Origin of the sequence: Kribbella sp. NBC_01505 (assembly GCF_045040285.1) — a bacterium.
Classification (GTDB): domain Bacteria; phylum Actinomycetota; class Actinomycetes; order Propionibacteriales; family Kribbellaceae; genus Kribbella.
In genome coordinates, this window is record NZ_CP109425.1 from 6,490,168 (window position 1) to 6,506,149 (window position 15,982).

Below are 15,982 nucleotides of genomic sequence, written 5' to 3' on the forward strand. Positions count from 1 at the left end.
GTTCACGCCCCCGGGGTGAGGCAAACCGGGCTAACGGTTTAGTCGGTGGCCAAAGAGTCGGTGAGGAACGCGAGGATCGTCCGCAGCTCTTCGGCGGTGCGGGTCGCCAGCACCGCCTGCATCCGGGCGCCCTGCTCGGCGTACAGGGGCGTGAAGGTGTTCTGGATCGCCTCGAACGACGGCGACACGACCACCTTGCGGCGATCGGAGGGGTCGGCCCGGCGGGTCACGAAGCCGTGGGACTCGAGCCGATCGATCACGCCGGTGACCGTGCCCGATGTCAGGCCGCTGTAGTCCGCGAGCTGCCGCGGCGTGAGCGGGCCGTGGGTCTGCAGCAGCGTCATGAACTGCGAGTCGCTGGCGCCGAGCCCGAGCTTGGCGGAGACGGAGTGGTTGAACAGGATCACGTCCGCGATGAACCGGATCATCTGCTGCTGGATCCCCGCGGCGAGCTCTTCGCTGGCATTGGTCATGGTCCGCCTCACCTTATCGGGCTTGCTTTTATCTCGGATCTCCAAGATACTCGGATTAACAAGATACTTGAAGATCTGAGATATGAGGAGAAGGATCATGAAGGTGCTGGTGATCGGCGGCGGGACCGGCGGGCTCGCCCTGGCGCACGGACTGCTGCGGGCGGGGATCGAGGTCGCGGTGTTCGAGCGCGACGCGCTGCGCACGGACGGTCTGCACGGCTATCGGGTCGGCATCGATCCCGACGGGAGCCGGGCGCTGCACGCGCTGCTGCCGACGGAGCTGTACGACACGTTCGTGGCGACCCGGGCTCGCGATCCGAAGTACTTCAACATGCTCACCGAGGACCTCAAGGAGGTCCTGTCGATGGAGCTGCCGCCGGTCACCGACCCGATCGCGAGTGAGAAGTCGATCAGCCGGATGACGATGCGACAGGTGCTGCTGACCGGGCTGGACGACGTCGTGCGCTATGGCAAGGAGTTCACCCGCTTCGAGCAGCGCGGCGACGAGGTGACGGCCTACTTCGCCGACGGTACGACGGCCACCGGCGACCTGCTCGTTGCCGCCGACGGGGCGGGTTCCCGGGTACGGCGGCAATACCTCCCACAGGCGAAGATGGAGGAGACCGGGATCATCGCGATCGCCGGGAAGCTACCGATCACCGCCGAGAGCACTGCCCTCGTTCCGCCGAAGGTGTTCGAGGGGATCAGCCTGATTCAGGCTCCGCGGGGCGTGGGCTGCATCGTGCACGTGATGGAGTTCCAGTGGGATCGCGACGGGCACCTGAAGAGTGGCATCGGCGGGAACACCGAGGAGCTGATCCGGCAGTGGCCCGGTCTGCAGTTCGACAACACCCGCGACTACATCAACTGGGGTCTGTCGGCGACCAAGGAGAAGATTCCGGCCAACATCATGGAGCTGACCGGCCGCGACCTGATGGATGCGGCACTCGAGCTGACGCCGGGCTGGCATCAGAATCTGCGCCGGCTGTTCGAGCTGACCGATCCGGGCACGTGCTTCCCGGTGAACATCCGGACCTCGGTGCCTCTCGAGCCGTGGGAAACCACCAATGTCACGCTGATCGGCGATGCGATCCACACCATGACCCCGGGTCGTGGAGTGGGCGCGAACACGGCGCTACGGGATGCGGTGAACCTCTGTCGCCAGCTCGTTGAGGTCCGGGACGGTCGCAGTGAGCTCATCCCGGCGGTGCGCGAGTACGAGGCGAAGATGATCGACTACGGCTTCGACGCGGTGCTCAAGTCGCGTGCCCAGATGACCTCCGACGACCCGGCGCACAAGCCGGTCATCGGCCGGGTCGCGCTGGCCGGCATGCGCACGGTGATGCGGACGGTCAACAACGTGCCGCCACTGAAGCGCCGCATGCGCGACTCGATGCTGGCCTACCGCGGTGCCGACCGTGAAGAGCTGGAGCTCAATCTCTGATCAGTGCTGACCCACGTGCTCGGCGACGGCGTCGAAGACCCGCCCGATCGCCGCGAAGTCCTCGGGGCTCGCCAGGCCGACCAGATTCTCCCGGACGCTCTCCACATGGGTCGGCGCCGCCTCGACCAGCAGGTTGTGGCCCGCCTCGGTCAGCTCGGCCCAGACGCCACGCTTGTCGCTCGTGCACGACGTCCGCCGTACCAGCTCGGCCGCTTCCAGCCGGCCGATCGTGTGCGTCAGCCGGGAGCGGCTCTGGTGCAGCCGGTCGGCCAGATCCGCCATCCGCAGTCGCCGATCGGGCGACTCCGACAGGCGGACCAGGATCTCGTAGTCGTTGATACCGATGCCGAAGCGCCGGAGCTCGTCGTCCAGCTTCGCCATCAGGCGCGCCGTGCCCAGCAGATACGCGCGCCACGCCACCTGCTGCTCTGCGTTCAGCCAGTGCGTCTCAGTCTTCGTCGTCGTCACGTGAACCAGTGTACCGGGAATGTAATTGACTTTTAAACCGTTGGTCCGTAGCGTCGTGGTCAACAGGTTGACACAACAACCTGAGCCTGACCAGGCGCCCCCCGATACAGACCTGCACTTCCCTGAGAGGACCTCATGACTGAGACCGTCAGCACCCCGACCACCAGCATCCCCGGCCTGGTTTCGGGGACCTACTCCCTCGACACGGCGCACACCGAGATCGGCTTCACGGTCCGCCACCTGATGACCAAGGTGCGCGGCACCTTCCGCGAGTTCAGCGGCGAGATCGTCGTCAAGGACTCCCTCGAGGACTCCACCGCGAACGTCACGGTCGAGCTGGCCTCGGTCCACACCCGCAACGACCAGCGCGACGGGCACCTGCGCTCCGGCGACTTCTTCGACGCCGAGAACACCCCGAAGATGACCTTCACCAGCACCGCGCTGAAGGCGGAGGGCGAGGACTACATCCTGGCCGGCGAGCTGACCATCAAGGACGTCAGCAAGCCGATCGAGCTCGCCTTCGAGTTCCTGGGTGTCGACCAGAACGCCTACGGCCAGACCATCATCGGCTTCGAGGCCTCCGCCTCGATCAGCCGCAAGGACTGGGGCATCGACTTCAACATCCCGCTCGAGGGCGGCAAGCTCCTGATCGGTGACAAGGTGGAGATCCACCTCGACGTCCAGGCCGCACTGCAGGCCTGATCTGCTGCGACTGAGCTTCTGAAAGAGGCCCCGCATCCAGGTGGGATGCGGGGCCTTCTCATGCCTGGACCATCCGGTGCGCCAGGTCCGCGTAGAGCTTGCCCAGCGCGTCCGGATCCCCGCGATGCGGCGTGTACCAGCGCGCCACATCGATAGCCAGTGACAGTACGGCGAGCGTCGTGCCAGGCAGGTCCGGTACGGCGAACGAACCATCCTGTACGCCGTCGGCCAGCACCTGCTCGATCTGCGTGGAAATGGCCCGGCGGATCGTCGCGACCTCGGCCAGGTGCTCCGGAGCGAGTGCGCCCAGCTCGTACTGCACCACGTGCGCGATGGTGTGGTGGCGGGCGTGCCAAGCGGTGAAGGCCGCGACCAGTGCGCGCAACCGGTCCGCCGGGGCACCGTCCTGGTCAGCGGAGCGCAGTACCTCAAGAGCCGCGTTGTGGCCGTGCAGGCTGATCTCGAAGAGCAGCCGCTCCTTCGACGGGTAGTGCACGTACAGCGCCGCCGGGCTCATCCCGGCCCGCGAGGCGATGTCCCGCGTGGTCGTGGCCTGGAAGCCGCGCTCGGCGAACGCGTCGATGGCGCCGCGGAGCAGCCGGCGGGCGGCGGCGGGCTCGACGTGCTCCCATTCGAGGGAATCGGTGACTGCGGACACGTTGACACCCTGCACCAAAAGCGTGAAGCTAAGCAAGCGCTTAGCCAGCAATCTCACAGTGGGAGGCCGCACGATGGACCGCGTCATCTTCAACGAGGATCACCACGCCTTCCGGGCCAGTGCCAAGGAGTACTGCGACCGCTCGCTGGTGCCGCGGATGGAGCAGTTCCTCGAGGAGAAGACGATCGAGCGGGCCGCTTGGCTCGAGGCCGGCAAGCAGGGCTTCCTCGGGCTCGACGTCCCCGAGCAGTACGGCGGTTCCAGCGTCGGCGACTACCGGTTCAACCAGGTGTTCGCCGAGGAGGTCTCGAAGGTCTCCGCCGCGCTGTCGAGCTGCTTCGGGATCCACTACGACTGCGCCGCGCCGTACTTCGTCGACCTCGGCACCGAGGAGCAGAAGCAGCGCTGGCTGCCGAAGTTCTGCTCCGGTGAGTACGTCGCCGCGATCGGGATGACCGAGCCGTCCGGCGGGTCCGACCTGGCCGCGCTGAAGACGACCGCGAAGAAGGCCGACGGCGGCTGGGTGCTGAACGGCTCCAAGACCTTCATCACCAACGGCGACATGGCCGACCTCGTCATCGTGGCTGCCCGGACGACGCCGGAGAAGGGCGCGAAGGGCATCACGCTGTTCGTCGTCGAGGAAGGCATGGAGGGCTTCGCCCGCGGGCGCAAGCTGGACAAGGTCGGCCAGACCGAGTCCGGTACCTCGGAGCTCTTCTTCGAGGACCTCTTCGTTGCTGATGACAACGTTCTCGGTGAGCTGGACCGCGGCTTCATCCACATGATGGAGCGGCTGGCCCAGGAGCGGATCGGCGCCGCGGTGTCGAACATCGCGCATGCCACCCAGATCCTGGAAGAGACGATCGAGTACGTGAAGCAGCGTAAGGCCTTCGGTCAGGCGGTCGGATCGTTCCAGTACAACAAGTTCCTGATCGCCGAGCTGGTCACCAAGGTCGAGGTCACCCAGGCGTACGTCGACAACGGCGTGGTCGCGCACGACGAGGACCGGCTGACCGCCGTCGACGCCGCCAAGACCAAGTGGTGGAGCGCCCACGTGCAGAACGAGGTCCTGGACGCCTGCGTGCAGCTGCACGGCGGCTACGGCTACATGAACGAGTACCGCGTCGCCCGCGCCTGGCGCGACGCGCGCGTCACCAAGATCTGGGCCGGCTCGAACGAGATCATGAAGGAACTCATCGGCCGCGACCTCGGCCTCTGACTGTGTCGTTCTCAGCGATAGGGGATCTGCGAAATGCCTGAAGCAGTCATCGTGTCCACGGCGCGTTCGCCGATCGGGCGGGCGAACAAGGGGTCGCTGACCACCATCCGGCCCGACGACCTCGCCGTACAGATGATCAAGGCGGCGACCGACAAGATCGGTCTGACCGGTGATCAGATCGAGGACCTGATGCTCGGGTGCGCGGAGCCGCACGACGAGCACGGCGGCAACATGGCCCGCCGGGTCGCGGTGCAGCTCGGCTGGGACAACGCGCCGGCGACCACGGTCAACCGGTTCTGCGCGTCGTCGACCCAGACCGCGCGGATGGCGTTCCACGCGATCAAGTCCGGTGAGGGCGACATCTTCGTCAGCGCCGGCGTCGAGTGCGTGTCGCGGTACAAGAACTTCGGCTCCGCCGGGGTGGGCGACCCGAGCTCGTTCAACGAGCAGTTCACCGACGCGGTCGCCCGGACGGCGAAGTACGCGGAGACCAACGAGACCTGGCACGACCCGCGCGTGGACGGCTACCTGCCGGACATCTACATCTCGATGGGCCAGACCGCGGAGAACGTGGCGACGCTCAAGGGGATCACCCGCGCCGACCAGGACGCCTTCGGGGTCCGCTCGCAGAACCTGGCCGAGAAGGCGATCAACAACGGCTTCTTCGAGCGCGAGATCGTGCCGGTGACGCTGCCGGACGGCACTGTGGTCAGCAAGGACGACGGCCCGCGAGCCGGTACGACGCTGGAAGGCGTCAGCGGCCTGAAGCCGGTCTTCCGTCCCGACGGCACCGTCACGGCCGGCAACTGCTGCCCCCTGAACGACGGCGCGGCCGCGGTCGTGATCATGAGCGACACCAAGGCTCGCGAGCTCGGACTGACCCCGCTGGCGCGGATCGTCTCCACCGGCGTGAGCGGTCTGTCGCCGGAGATCATGGGCCTCGGTCCGGTCGAGGCGTCGAAGCAGGCGCTGGCCCGGGCCGGGATGAGCATCAACGACATCGACCTGGTCGAGATCAACGAGGCCTTCGCGGTCCAGGTGATCGGTTCGGCCCGTGAGCTCGGCATCGCCGAGGACCGGCTGAACGTGCACGGCGGCGCGATCGCGCTCGGCCACCCGTTCGGCTCGACCGGTGCGCGCATCATGACCACGCTGGTGAACGGTCTGCAGTTCGAGGACAAGCAGTTCGGCTTGGAGACGATGTGTGTCGGCGGCGGCCAGGGCATGGCCATCGTCCTGGAGCGGCTCAGCTGATGAGTCTCGACAACCGTACGGCGATCGTCACCGGAGCCTCACGGGGCATCGGACTGGCGATCGCCCAGCGCCTGGTCGCCGATGGTGCGCGCGTCGTCATCACCGGGCGCAAGCAGGAAGCTCTCGACGAGGCCGTCAAGCTGCTGGGTGGGCGCGAGCACGCCCTCGGCCTGGCCGGGAACGCCGCGGACGGCGCTCATCGCGGCGCGGTGGTGGCTGCCGCGGTGGCGACGTACGGATCGCTCGACCTGCTGGTGAACAACACCGGGATCAATCCGATCTACGGCGACCTGCTCGACATCGAGGCCGGTGTCGCCGCCAAGATGGTCGACACCAACGTGCTGGCGACGATCTCCTGGGTGAAGGCCTGCCGGGACGCGTGGATGGGCAACCACGGCGGCGCGGTGGTGAACGTGTCCTCGCTGGCGGCGCTCTCGCCGTCGCCGGGGATCGGCTGGTACGGCGCGACCAAGGCGATGCTGTCCCGGGTCACGGCCGAGCTCGCGCTGGAGCTCTCGCCCGAGATCCGGGTCAACGCCGTGGCTCCGGCGGTGGTGAAGACCAAGTTCGCCGGAGCCCTCTACGAGGGGCGTGAGGAAGAGGTCGCCGGGACGTACCCGATGGCCCGCCTCGGCCGCCCGGAGGATGTCGCCTCGCTGGTGTGGTTCCTGCTGTCCGACGAGGCGTCCTGGATCACCGGTCAGACCATCACCATCGACGGCGGCCTCACCCTCAAGGGCGGCATGGTCGGCTAGGGCTGACGCCCTTGCCAAGCGGCAAGCCGGTCGTACGGCGACGCGTCGTCGGCGACCGGTACGACCGGGCCGAACGGGATGTCGCCGCCCCGCGGTTCAGCCGGAAGGAACTGGCTGACCATCGGCAGCACCTGGTTCGCCAGCTCGTCGTCGAGCTGGTCGAGCCGCCCGGTCGCCTTCGCGAGATCCCACGAGTGCGTGGTGAGCTCACCGGTGTAGGCGCCGATCGCGGCCGCGCCCGGCAAGGTGCCGAACGGTAGCTTGCAGATCCGGCCGAGGATGGAGTCGTCGGCCAGCGTCACGTCGAGCGCTGTCCGGTGCTCTTTCCAGGTGCCGGCGATGTCGGGGCTGTCGGTCACCTTCGGGATGCTCAGCGGATCACCTCCGGTCAGAGCGAGGTTGATGCGGGCGACGACCGACAGCAGGTGCGCCTGCAGCGTGCGGACGTCGTACTCCGGGCACGGCGTCGGCCGTGAGAGTTCGTCGGGGCCGATGGTGTCGATGAGGCCTTGGGTCTGGTCGAGTGCGCGGATGAACAGCGGTCGTGGGTCTGTGTTTGTCATAGCCCTAGCCTCGGGCTCTATAGGTGACATCTGCTGTCGCCTATTCTGGGGAGATGCGAGCCGACCGGTTGTTGCAGATCATTCTGTTGCTGCAAAGGCATGCGCGGCTGAGTACGCGGGAGCTGGCCGAGCGGCTCGAGGTGTCGAAGCGCACGGTGCTGCGGGACATGGAGGCGCTGTCGACAGCGGGCGTCCCGGTGTACGCCGAGCGCGGGCGCAACGGTGGCTGCGTGTTGCTACCGGGGTATCGCGCCGACGTGAGTGCGCTGACACCGCGGGAGGCGCAGGCGCTGTTCGCGTGGTCCGGCCGGTCCGAGCTGTCGGACGAGCTGGGACTGCGGGGGAGTCTCAAGTCGGCTATGGGCAAGCTGTCGGCGACTCTGCCGGTAGAGCTGCAGAGTGACGCCACCGCCTTGTCCGGGGCGATCGTGGTGGATCGCCGACGCTGGTTCGCCGAGGCCGAGGACCACGGCGCCTTGCCGGTACTGCGTCAGGCCGTGGTGGCCGAGCGGCGAGTGCGACTGCGGTACGCATCAGCGAGCAGCGGGCTGCAACGCCGTACCGTCGATCCGTGGGGGCTGGTCGAGCAGGCGGGGCGCTGGTACCTGGTGGCGGCACACCGTGGAGCGCCGCGGATGTACAGGGTGTCGCGGATCGAGCAGGTCGACGTACTGGAAGAGGCGGCGGACCGACCGGCCGGTCTGGATGTGCGGGCGGAGTGGGAGCGGCTACGCGCCAATCTGGAACAGCCTGGTGGCGGACCGATCGGCGTACAGGCCGAGGTGCGGGTGCATCCCGATCGCGTCGACATGCTGCGCCGGGTGGTCTCACCGTTCCTGGCCAAAGGTGCAGTCGCCCAAGAGATTCCTAGCGACGACGACTGGCCGCATCTGCGTCTGGACTTCCGGGTCCGGGAGGCTGCGTGCGGCATGCTGCTCGGCCTTGGAGCTGGGGTAGAGGTGCTCGGGCCGAGTGACCTGCGAGACCAGATGCTGGAGCTGGCGAGAGGCGCCGTCGAGCTCTACAGCTAGTTCCTGCGGACTCCCCGCCGCCGGTGACCACGTCGTGTCCCAGCACGATGGCGCTTCCGGCGGTCGGGGCGTTCAGTCCAACAGCACCGGGTAACTCTAATGCTTCGGGGCTACACGACCGAATCACAGTCGGCTCGCACTGGTTGCGATCACATTGCTGTTGGGTACGGAAGCCTAGGGGGTGGCGCGTCGCTCCCCGCCTACTGCGCTGCACTCGGCACGGCATCTCGCCGCACGGGCGCAAAGGGCAAGATGCTCCGCATCTAACCCTCCGCTCCCGCACACCGAGCTACCGCACCGAGCACATGCTCGCTACGGCGCGGAGCAACGCGCCACCCCCTAATTCCGTGGCGTGGCGCGCGTGCCGCTGGCTATGGTCCGGGCATGACGACAGAGGTGCGGATCCGGCCGGCGACCGGCGATGACGCGGAGGCGGTGTCGGCTCTGCGCCGGGCTGTCTACAGCTACAAGGTCATGTCGCCGGAGGCGGCACATCACATGATCACGGTCTTCTCGCCGGCCGAGCGGTTCCTGGCGCTGGTGGCCGAGGTGGACGGTCAGCTGGTCGGCTGGGGCTCGGCCGGGCTGAACAACTGGACCAGTGAAGAAGGCCAGAGCAACATCTCGATCTACGTGCATCCGGAGCACCGCAAGCAGGGCATCGGCAGCGCACTCGCCGACCGGCTGCACCAGCACCTGACCGAGGTCGGTGCGACCAAGGTGCGCACGTTCGCCCAGCCCGACGGTCTGGAGTTCGCCCGCAACCGTGGGTACGACGGCAGCCGGCAGATGCACTTCGCCGGTGTCGACACCGGCGCACTGCCGCCGCAGCCGCCGACGCCGGAGGACATCGTGCTGGTCACGATGGACACCCTCGATCCGCGCCCGGTCTTCATCGCCGACTCGGCCACCTCGCTCGACGAGCCGAGTGATGTTCCGATGGATGCCGCCGACTACGACGAGTGGCTGGACGAGATCTGGACGGCACCCGGTCTGGACAAGTCGCTCAGCGTCGCGGCGATGGTCGGTGACGAGGTGGTCTGTTTCACCGCGGTCGAGGTCGACGGCGATCGGTCCTGGTCGGGATCGACCGGCACCATCCCGGCGTACCGGGGACGTGGTCTCGCCAAGCTGGTGAAGTCGGTCGCGCTCCGTCGCTGCGCCGCCGCCGGCGTCACCGCGGCCTACACGTCGAACGACGACGAGAACGGCCCGATGCTTGCCATCAACAACTGGCTCGGCTACCGCCGCGTCCAGACCGAGCTGGGCCTGCTGCGTACGCTCTGAGACATGCTGATCCGCCCGAGCGAGCTCGCCGATGCCGACCAGATCGGTGCCTTCCTGCAGACCCTGCGCCCGTACGTCGTGATGCCGCCGGGCGCCACCCGGAGCCGGCTGGAGAAGGTCCTGGCCGACGACCGCGCCGCGGACTGGGTGGCGGAGAGCGACGGAGAGGTGGTCGGGTGGGCGCGGGTAGCTCCTGCTCGGCATCAGGCCGATCCGGGCGAGTACTCCGTGTCAGTGAGCGTCCACCCCGATCATCGTCGGCAGGGCATCGGCGCTGCACTGGTCGATCTGATCAGACAGCACCTCGCCGGCCGTGAGGTGCGGCGCGTCCAGGCCGTTGCCGAGGGCGACGGCCTGGCCTTCGCGGCCTTCCTGGGCGGTGTTGCGGGCGATGTGACCCGCGTGGCCGGGCTGCGGCTCGATGCCCTTCCGCCGCAACCCGCCGTACCGGCCGGCACGTCGGTTGTTCCGCTGACCGAGGTGGATCCTCGCGACGCATATCCGGTGTTCGCGGAGACGCTCCGTCAGATTCCCGGGTTCGAGCAGAGCGACGTCTCGTACGACTCGTTCCTGACCAGCACCTGGGAGGTGGGCACCGGCAACTGCCTTGACCTGGGGGTGGCTGCGCTGGTCGACGACACGGTCGCGGCGATGACCTTGGTGATGCGCGGTGACGAGAGCCTGTGGACCAATCTGACCGCCACCTCGACCTCGCACCGTGGGCGGGGGCTGGCCAAGCTGGTCAAGTGGTCTTCGCTCGCCAGGGCGGCCGAGGCCGGATGCACGATGGCCTACACGGCGAACAGCGCGCAGAACGCGCCGATGCTGGCGGTGAACGACTGGTTCGGCTACAGCCTCGCGGCGACCGGTACAACGATTACCTGGCGTGGTGATACCGACCTGTAACGTGACAATGTCTGCGCTATCGGGCGCGGATCAGGTTATCTTCCGGGGAACTTCGGTGAAGGAGTTCTCATGGAGATCAGGGCTGCTGAAGTGCGGGACCTCGAGAGCGCGCTCGCATTCCACGACGCGCTCGCGCCGTACCTCGTGGTCACCCGGGCCAATCTGAGCGGACGGTTGACGGGACCGCCGAGCTCGGGACAGGCCACGTTCGCGGCGGTGGACGGCGACGAGGTCGTGGGCTGGGGGAGTACGGCGCTGACTTCCGGCTCCGATCCACTGGCAGGTGAGCTGCGGATTTTGGTGCGGCCCGATTGGCGCGGGCGCGGGTTGGGGACGCAGCTGCTCGATGCGGCGCACGCGGAGCTGCGTAGTGCCGGTGCGACCAGTGTGCGGGTGTTCGCCGAGCCGTCGTCGGCTGTCTGGGCAGCGCGCTGGGGATACGCGCAGACCAGGCAGGTGCACTACGCGGGCATCGATCCGCGCAAGGCGCCCGACCTTCCCGGCGTGCCGACCGGGGTCGAGCTGGTGGCGATGAACCAGGCGGACCCGCGCAAGCTCCACGCTGCCAACGAGGTTGCCCAGCGCACCAAACCGGGCGATGCCAAGATCGCCTCGCAGCCCTACGAGGAATGGGTGCAGGAGGTCTGGGCCTCGCCGACGACGGTGCTGGACCTGAGTGTGGCCGCCGTGCTCGACGACGAGGTCGTCGGCTTCACGCTCGGTATCGGTGACCGGACCCGGATCTGGTCGAAGATGACCGCGACGATGCCGGAGTACCGGGGGCGTGGGCTGGCCAAGCTGATCAAAGCGGCCGCCCTGCACCGTGCCGCCGCGGCCGGGGTGCAGAACTGCTACACCGCCAACTACGACGGCAACGCGCCGATGCTCGCCGTGAACGAGTGGCTCGGCTACTACCGCGTCGCCACACACTCAGTGCTGGTCTGCCCGCTTTAAGGAACGAGCAGTACGACGGTCTCCGCGACGCAAGCCGGCTTTGTGGAGTTCTCCAGCTCGATCACCCAGTTCAGCGACACCTGGACGCCGGCCGCGGTCTCGGCGGTGTTCGCGATCGAGGCACCTGCCCGGACTCGGGCGCCGACCGGGACCGGCGTGGGGAAGCGGACCTTGTTCACGCCGTAGTTCAGCTTGGCCGTCACTCCCGAGACCGAGAACAGCTCGTCGCCGAAGCGGGCGATCAGGCTGAGGGTGAGATAGCCGTGCGCGATCGTGCCGCCGTACGGGCCCTTGCTCGCCCGCTCGACGTCGACGTGGATCCACTGGTGGTCACCGGTCGCCTCGGCGAACTGGTTCACCTGCTCCTGGGTGATCTCGAGCCATTCGGTCTCGCCCAGCGACGTACCGACCGCGTGCACGACCTCGTCGACACCGGTGAAGGACTGCGCCATGATCTGCTCCGCCTCAGTTCCGGGGTCCGCCGGCGACGTACAGGACCTGGCCGGAGACGAAGCCGTTCTCCTCGGCGCAGAAGAAGGAGGCAGCGGCGGCGATGTCCTCGGGGGTGCCGGTGCGCTGCACCGGGATCGAGGCCGCGGTCGCCTTCTTGAACTCCTCGAAGTCCACGCCGACCCGGGCCGCGGTGGCAGCCGTCATGTCGGTCTCGATGAACCCCGGGGCGATCGCGTTCGCGGTGACGCCGAACTTGCCCAGCTCGAAGGCCAGCGTCTTCGCGAGACCCTGCAGACCGGCCTTGGCGGAGGCGTAGTTCGCCTGGCCGCGGTTGCCGAGCGCCGAGGTCGACGAGAGGAAGACCATCCGGCCGTACTTGGCCTCGACCATGTGGGACTGGACGGCCTTCGACATCAGGAAGCTGCCCTTGAGGTGCACCGACATCACGGTGTCCCAGTCGTCCTCGGACATCTTGAAGAGCAGGTTGTCGCGCAGCACGCCCGCGTTGTTCACCAGGATCGTCGGGGCGCCCAGCTCGGCGACCACGCGCTCGATCGCGGTCGCGACCTGGTCGGCCTTGCTCACGTCGCAGCCGATCGCGACGGCCTTGCCGCCGGCGTCGGTGATCGTCTTGACGGTGCCCGCGCAGGCGCCCTCGTCCAGGTCGAGGACCGCGACCGCGTTCCCGTCGTTGGCCAGCCGGAGCGCGACAGCCGCGCCGATTCCCCGGGCTGCCCCGGTCACGATCGCCACTCGCTGCTGCGTCATCGCCGCTCCCTACCGGTAGGTATTACTGCCGAGGATGACATTACCCACGGTGTGTCACAGCCGGACCACCCAGGATGCGATGATCGCCGTGTGGATCATCACAGACCGGGGTGGTGGGGTGGGAAAAGTATGAGCAACAGACATGTGTACGAGTGTCCGCTGCGGTGGGGCGACATGGATGCGTTCGGTCACGTGAACAACGGGAAGTACGTCGACTACCTCCAGGACGCCCGGGTCGACTTCCTGTTCCGGACCGCCGCCGACCTGGGCGCGGACGCGCTCGAGACCGGTCTGCTGGTGGCCCGGCACGAGGTCCAGTACCGCGCGCCGTTGCACTTCCGCCCGGAGCCGGTGCGGATCGAGCTGTGGATCAGTGAGATCAGGGCGGCCCAGTTCACCGTCGACTACGAGATCTTCGATCCGGAGCCGACCAGGAAGACGTACGTCGAGGCGCGGACCAAGCTCGTCCCGTTCGACTTCGCGGCCAATCGGCTGCGCCGGATCACTCCGGAGGAACGCGTCGTACTGGAGAGGCTGGTGGGCGCATGACTCTCTATATGCCACGCTCCGCGCGGCGGCCATGGGGCTTCAACTCCAGCCCTTCCCTCGTCACTCCAGTCGCTTCGCTCCCTCCGCTCCTCAGTCCAGGTCAGGAGGCCCCATGACCTTCACCCACCCTGTCCTGGTGCGCTGGTCGGACATCGACTCCTACGACCACGTCAACAACGTCCGGTACTTCGACTACCTGCAGGAAGCCCGGATCGCGTTCCTGAGCCACGTGGCCGACTCCCGCGACTACTTCGGGCAGTACCCGGTCGTCCTGGTCAGTCAGACGGTCGACTACCTCCGGCCGATCCTGCTCCGGCACCCGCCGTACGACGTGGACGTGTGGATCGAGGCAGTCGGTACGACGTCGTACACGATCGGCTCGCGGATCGTCGACCGCAGCGGTGAGACCGAGGACGTGTACGCGAAGGCAGTGTCGGTGCTGGTCGCTGTGGACGGTGTCACCCACGCCAAGCGGGAGCTCTTCGGCCCCGAACGGGCAGCCCTCGAACAGCAGCTCAGGACGACTTGAGACACTGGTCCCAGAATGAGTGACGCAGAGAGCTTCTACGACGCCGTCGGTGGGGCGGACACTTTCCACCGGCTGGTGGCGGCCTTCTACCGCGGTGTCGCCGCCGATCCCGAGCTACGGCCGATGTACCCGGAGGAGGACCTCGGTCCGGCCGAGGTGCGGTTCCGGATGTTCCTGGAGCAGTACTGGGGCGGACCGCGCACCTACTCCGAGGAGCGGGGGCATCCGCGGCTGCGGATGCGGCACATGCCGTTCGCGGTCACTCCCCGCCAGCGGGACAACTGGCTCCGGCACATGCGGGCCGCCCTGGACGAGATCGCCCTCGACCCGGAACGGGACGAGGAGATCTGGCGGTACATGGTGATGGCCGCGCAGAGCATGGTGAACACCGACGAACCGAACTACCCGGGCGCGATCGACGTGTCCGGGAACTAAGAGTCTCGCAAGGAGAACCATGGCAACCGTTCGTACGGCCAAGACGCACTGGGAAGGCTCGCTGATCGAGGGCGCCGGGCAGGTCGCCCTGGAGTCCTCCGGCGTCGGCACCTTCGATGTCTCGTGGGCGTCGCGCGCCAACGACGCCAACGGCAAGACCAGCCCGGAAGAGCTGATCGCGGCCGCGCACTCGGCCTGCTTCTCGATGGCGCTGTCGCACGCCCTGACCGAGGGCGGCAACGCGCCGGAGGCCCTGGACACCAAGGCCGACGTCACCTTCCAGCCGGGTGAGGGCATCACTGGGATCGTGCTGTCGGTCAACGGCAAGGTGCCGGGCCTGACCGCCGACGAGTTCGCGGAGTTCGCGCAGGGCGCGAAGGAGAACTGCCCGGTCTCCAAGGCCCTGGCCGGTACGACGATCACGCTGGACGTCACCTTCACTGCCTGAGCCATTCGTGCAGCGGCGCCCCAGGACCAGCCTGGGGCGCCGCTGTTTGCTCAGCCGTGGAACTGGGCGGCGATCTTCGTGAAGGCGTAGGCGCTCTGCGAGATCCCACTGCAGTCGGAGCCCGCGTCACCGCCGCCGCCACACTGCCGGTCCCGGTTGATGGCCCAGTAGGTGAACCGCGCCAGGTGGTGCTGCTGTGCGTAACTCAGCATCGCCTGGTAGTTGGCGACCGTCACGGTCTCACCGTCGTCGGTCTTGCCGTTCATCGACGAGATACCCATGTGCCGGTACGCCGTGTCGTCGCTCCAGCCGTAGGCGCTCTTCAGCTTGCCCTTCAGGCCCTCGGAGGCCTGCTGGGTCAGCGTGGCCATGTTGGCCGAGCCGCCGCCGAAGTCGAACGGCATCAGGACCCAGCCGTCCGGGGTGAAGCCGGAGTTCTTCGCCTTGGTGATCAGACCGCTGCCCCAGGTGTCCGGGCCGGTCTTCTCGGTGCCCATCGTGATGTAGATCTTCACGCCGGAGTTGTTGGTGCGGATGATCTTCAGCGCGTCCACGACCCGCTGCTGAACGGTGTTGTTCTGGAACTCGGTGTTCTCGATGTCGATGTCGATCGCCTTCAGGCCGAAGGCGTTGATCACCTTCTGGTACGCGCCGGCCAGGGCGGAGGCCGAGGTGCACTTGACGCCGAGCTTGTTGCCGTCCCAGCCGCCGAACGACGGGATGATGTCGCCGCCGGCGCCGCGGATGCTGTTGATCACCGACTGGTCGTTGCCGCCGGTCAGGTTGCGGCTGCCGTCCCACTTCGGGTTGCAGCCGCCGTCGGACAGCACGAAGGCCATCGTGAACCACTGGTTGCCGGCGGCCTTCATGATGTCGGTCGCCTTCTGCGGACTACCCCAGCCGAGGTACAGGTACGGCGCCGCGCCGATCGAGCCGGGGTCGGCCTGGACGGCGTGGGGCGCGGCCTGGGCGGCAGCGGTGGCACCGAGCAGCAGGGACCCGGTGGCGACCACGGAGGCGGCGATTTTGAGCGTGCGGGAGCGCATCTCGAACTCCAATCCTGGGGGCGGGCAAGAGTGCAGCCGA

At 67.6% G+C, this 15,982-nt stretch carries 20 protein-coding genes; 13 read left to right on the forward strand and 7 right to left on the reverse strand.

What is annotated here, in order from left to right:
* Positions 1-38 precede the first annotated feature (38 nt).
* Positions 39-473: a MarR family winged helix-turn-helix transcriptional regulator gene (locus OG474_RS30815; RefSeq protein WP_405057106.1), complete on the reverse strand. Its 435-nt coding sequence runs from the start codon at positions 471-473 to the stop codon at positions 39-41.
* 97 nt (positions 474-570) lie between these two features.
* On the opposite strand from OG474_RS30815, the gene OG474_RS30820 reads away from it, so the two are divergent.
* Positions 571-1,917: an FAD-dependent oxidoreductase gene (locus tag OG474_RS30820; RefSeq protein WP_405057107.1), complete on the forward strand. Its 1,347-nt coding sequence runs from the start codon at positions 571-573 to the stop codon at positions 1,915-1,917.
* On the opposite strand, the gene OG474_RS30825 is transcribed toward OG474_RS30820, so the two are convergent.
* Positions 1,918-2,385, reverse strand: a complete 468-nt coding sequence (locus OG474_RS30825; RefSeq protein WP_405057108.1) for a MarR family winged helix-turn-helix transcriptional regulator — start codon at positions 2,383-2,385, stop codon at positions 1,918-1,920.
* A 135-nt stretch (positions 2,386-2,520) separates the two neighbouring features.
* On the opposite strand from OG474_RS30825, the gene OG474_RS30830 reads away from it, so the two are divergent.
* Positions 2,521-3,087, forward strand: coding sequence for a YceI family protein (locus tag OG474_RS30830; protein ID WP_405057109.1), 567 nt, complete (start codon positions 2,521-2,523; stop codon positions 3,085-3,087).
* Positions 3,088-3,145: 58 nt separating this feature from the next.
* Here the strand turns inward: OG474_RS30830 and OG474_RS30835 are convergent, their stop codons facing one another.
* The gene (locus OG474_RS30835) at positions 3,146-3,745 is read right to left on the reverse strand and encodes a TetR/AcrR family transcriptional regulator (protein WP_405057110.1); all 600 of its coding nucleotides are present in this window, start codon (positions 3,743-3,745) and stop codon (positions 3,146-3,148) included.
* 73 nt (positions 3,746-3,818) lie between these two features.
* Between OG474_RS30835 and OG474_RS30840 the strand changes: the two genes are divergently transcribed.
* The 3 genes from OG474_RS30840 to OG474_RS30850 are packed head-to-tail and all read left to right on the forward strand — an operon-like array spanning position 3,819 to position 6,973.
* The gene (locus OG474_RS30840; protein WP_405057111.1) at positions 3,819-4,964 is read left to right on the forward strand and encodes an acyl-CoA dehydrogenase family protein; all 1,146 of its coding nucleotides are present in this window, start codon (positions 3,819-3,821) and stop codon (positions 4,962-4,964) included.
* A gap of 33 nt (positions 4,965-4,997) precedes the next feature.
* Positions 4,998-6,218, forward strand: a complete 1,221-nt coding sequence (locus OG474_RS30845; RefSeq protein ID WP_405057112.1) for an acetyl-CoA C-acetyltransferase — start codon at positions 4,998-5,000, stop codon at positions 6,216-6,218.
* On the forward strand, positions 6,218-6,973 hold the full coding sequence (locus OG474_RS30850) for an SDR family oxidoreductase (protein WP_405057113.1): 756 nt from the start codon (positions 6,218-6,220) through the stop codon (positions 6,971-6,973). Before OG474_RS30845 ends, OG474_RS30850 begins: the two co-directional genes overlap by 1 nt.
* On the opposite strand, the gene OG474_RS30855 is transcribed toward OG474_RS30850, so the two are convergent.
* Positions 6,970-7,536 (reverse strand): TIGR03086 family metal-binding protein, encoded by a 567-nt coding sequence (locus OG474_RS30855; protein ID WP_405057114.1) that lies wholly within the window; start codon positions 7,534-7,536, stop codon positions 6,970-6,972. The genes OG474_RS30850 and OG474_RS30855 overlap by 4 nt on opposite strands.
* Before the next feature lie 53 nt (positions 7,537-7,589).
* Between OG474_RS30855 and OG474_RS30860 the strand changes: the two genes are divergently transcribed.
* The 4 genes from OG474_RS30860 (at position 7,590) to OG474_RS30875 (ending at position 11,714) form a co-directional block, all read left to right on the forward strand.
* Positions 7,590-8,567, forward strand: a complete 978-nt coding sequence (locus tag OG474_RS30860) for a helix-turn-helix transcriptional regulator (protein WP_405057115.1) — start codon at positions 7,590-7,592, stop codon at positions 8,565-8,567.
* 384 nt (positions 8,568-8,951) lie between these two features.
* A complete protein-coding gene (locus OG474_RS30865; protein WP_405057116.1) occupies positions 8,952-9,854 on the forward strand; it encodes a GNAT family N-acetyltransferase in 903 nt (300 codons plus the stop codon).
* A 3-nt stretch (positions 9,855-9,857) separates the two neighbouring features.
* On the forward strand, positions 9,858-10,760 hold the full coding sequence (locus tag OG474_RS30870) for a GNAT family N-acetyltransferase (RefSeq protein WP_405057117.1): 903 nt from the start codon (positions 9,858-9,860) through the stop codon (positions 10,758-10,760).
* A 69-nt stretch (positions 10,761-10,829) separates the two neighbouring features.
* The gene (locus OG474_RS30875) at positions 10,830-11,714 is read left to right on the forward strand and encodes a GNAT family N-acetyltransferase (protein ID WP_405057118.1); all 885 of its coding nucleotides are present in this window, start codon (positions 10,830-10,832) and stop codon (positions 11,712-11,714) included.
* Here the strand turns inward: OG474_RS30875 and OG474_RS30880 are convergent.
* Together OG474_RS30880 and OG474_RS30885 are read right to left on the reverse strand one after the other, a co-directional pair.
* Entirely contained in the window at positions 11,711-12,166 is a 456-nt protein-coding gene (locus OG474_RS30880; RefSeq protein WP_405057119.1) for a MaoC family dehydratase, read from the reverse strand. The two genes, OG474_RS30875 and OG474_RS30880, sit on opposite strands and share 4 nt — an antisense overlap.
* Positions 12,167-12,179: 13 nt before the next feature.
* Positions 12,180-12,935 (reverse strand): SDR family oxidoreductase, encoded by a 756-nt coding sequence (locus OG474_RS30885; RefSeq protein ID WP_405057120.1) that lies wholly within the window; start codon positions 12,933-12,935, stop codon positions 12,180-12,182.
* Positions 12,936-13,064: 129 nt separating this feature from the next.
* Here OG474_RS30885 and OG474_RS30890 point away from each other — a divergent pair, with 129 nt between their 5' ends.
* The 4 genes from OG474_RS30890 (at position 13,065) to OG474_RS30905 (ending at position 14,896) form a co-directional block, all read left to right on the forward strand.
* On the forward strand, positions 13,065-13,484 hold the full coding sequence (locus OG474_RS30890) for an acyl-CoA thioesterase (RefSeq protein ID WP_405057121.1): 420 nt from the start codon (positions 13,065-13,067) through the stop codon (positions 13,482-13,484).
* Between the two features lie 112 nt (positions 13,485-13,596).
* Entirely contained in the window at positions 13,597-14,013 is a 417-nt protein-coding gene (locus OG474_RS30895; protein WP_405057122.1) for an acyl-CoA thioesterase, read from the forward strand.
* A 15-nt stretch (positions 14,014-14,028) separates the two neighbouring features.
* Positions 14,029-14,448, forward strand: a complete 420-nt coding sequence (locus tag OG474_RS30900; RefSeq protein ID WP_405057123.1) for a globin — start codon at positions 14,029-14,031, stop codon at positions 14,446-14,448.
* A 19-nt stretch (positions 14,449-14,467) separates the two neighbouring features.
* Complete coding sequence (locus OG474_RS30905; protein WP_396374988.1) at positions 14,468-14,896, forward strand: OsmC family peroxiredoxin; 429 nt, start codon at positions 14,468-14,470, stop codon at positions 14,894-14,896.
* A gap of 50 nt (positions 14,897-14,946) precedes the next feature.
* Here OG474_RS30905 and OG474_RS30910 read toward each other — a convergent pair whose 3' ends face one another.
* Complete coding sequence (locus OG474_RS30910) at positions 14,947-15,942, reverse strand: chitinase (RefSeq protein ID WP_405057124.1); 996 nt, start codon at positions 15,940-15,942, stop codon at positions 14,947-14,949.
* Positions 15,943-15,982 lie beyond the last annotated feature (40 nt).

Coding starts and splice junctions, on each gene's coding strand:
- OG474_RS30815 (WP_405057106.1), bottom strand. CDS start 473: ATGACCAATGCCAGCGAAGAGCTCGCCGCGGGGATCCAGCAGCAGATG.
- OG474_RS30890 (WP_405057121.1), top strand. CDS start 13,065: ATGAGCAACAGACATGTGTACGAGTGTCCGCTGCGGTGGGGCGACATG.
- OG474_RS30870 (WP_405057117.1), top strand. CDS start 9,858: ATGCTGATCCGCCCGAGCGAGCTCGCCGATGCCGACCAGATCGGTGCC.
- OG474_RS30905 (WP_396374988.1), top strand. CDS start 14,468: ATGGCAACCGTTCGTACGGCCAAGACGCACTGGGAAGGCTCGCTGATC.
- OG474_RS30875 (WP_405057118.1), top strand. CDS start 10,830: ATGGAGATCAGGGCTGCTGAAGTGCGGGACCTCGAGAGCGCGCTCGCA.
- OG474_RS30865 (WP_405057116.1), top strand. CDS start 8,952: ATGACGACAGAGGTGCGGATCCGGCCGGCGACCGGCGATGACGCGGAG.
- OG474_RS30845 (WP_405057112.1), top strand. CDS start 4,998: ATGCCTGAAGCAGTCATCGTGTCCACGGCGCGTTCGCCGATCGGGCGG.
- OG474_RS30885 (WP_405057120.1), bottom strand. CDS start 12,935: ATGACGCAGCAGCGAGTGGCGATCGTGACCGGGGCAGCCCGGGGAATC.
- OG474_RS30910 (WP_405057124.1), bottom strand. CDS start 15,942: ATGCGCTCCCGCACGCTCAAAATCGCCGCCTCCGTGGTCGCCACCGGG.
- OG474_RS30830 (WP_405057109.1), top strand. CDS start 2,521: ATGACTGAGACCGTCAGCACCCCGACCACCAGCATCCCCGGCCTGGTT.
- OG474_RS30850 (WP_405057113.1), top strand. CDS start 6,218: ATGAGTCTCGACAACCGTACGGCGATCGTCACCGGAGCCTCACGGGGC.
- OG474_RS30900 (WP_405057123.1), top strand. CDS start 14,029: ATGAGTGACGCAGAGAGCTTCTACGACGCCGTCGGTGGGGCGGACACT.
- OG474_RS30855 (WP_405057114.1), bottom strand. CDS start 7,536: ATGACAAACACAGACCCACGACCGCTGTTCATCCGCGCACTCGACCAG.
- OG474_RS30860 (WP_405057115.1), top strand. CDS start 7,590: ATGCGAGCCGACCGGTTGTTGCAGATCATTCTGTTGCTGCAAAGGCAT.
- OG474_RS30840 (WP_405057111.1), top strand. CDS start 3,819: ATGGACCGCGTCATCTTCAACGAGGATCACCACGCCTTCCGGGCCAGT.
- OG474_RS30820 (WP_405057107.1), top strand. CDS start 571: ATGAAGGTGCTGGTGATCGGCGGCGGGACCGGCGGGCTCGCCCTGGCG.
- OG474_RS30880 (WP_405057119.1), bottom strand. CDS start 12,166: ATGGCGCAGTCCTTCACCGGTGTCGACGAGGTCGTGCACGCGGTCGGT.
- OG474_RS30895 (WP_405057122.1), top strand. CDS start 13,597: ATGACCTTCACCCACCCTGTCCTGGTGCGCTGGTCGGACATCGACTCC.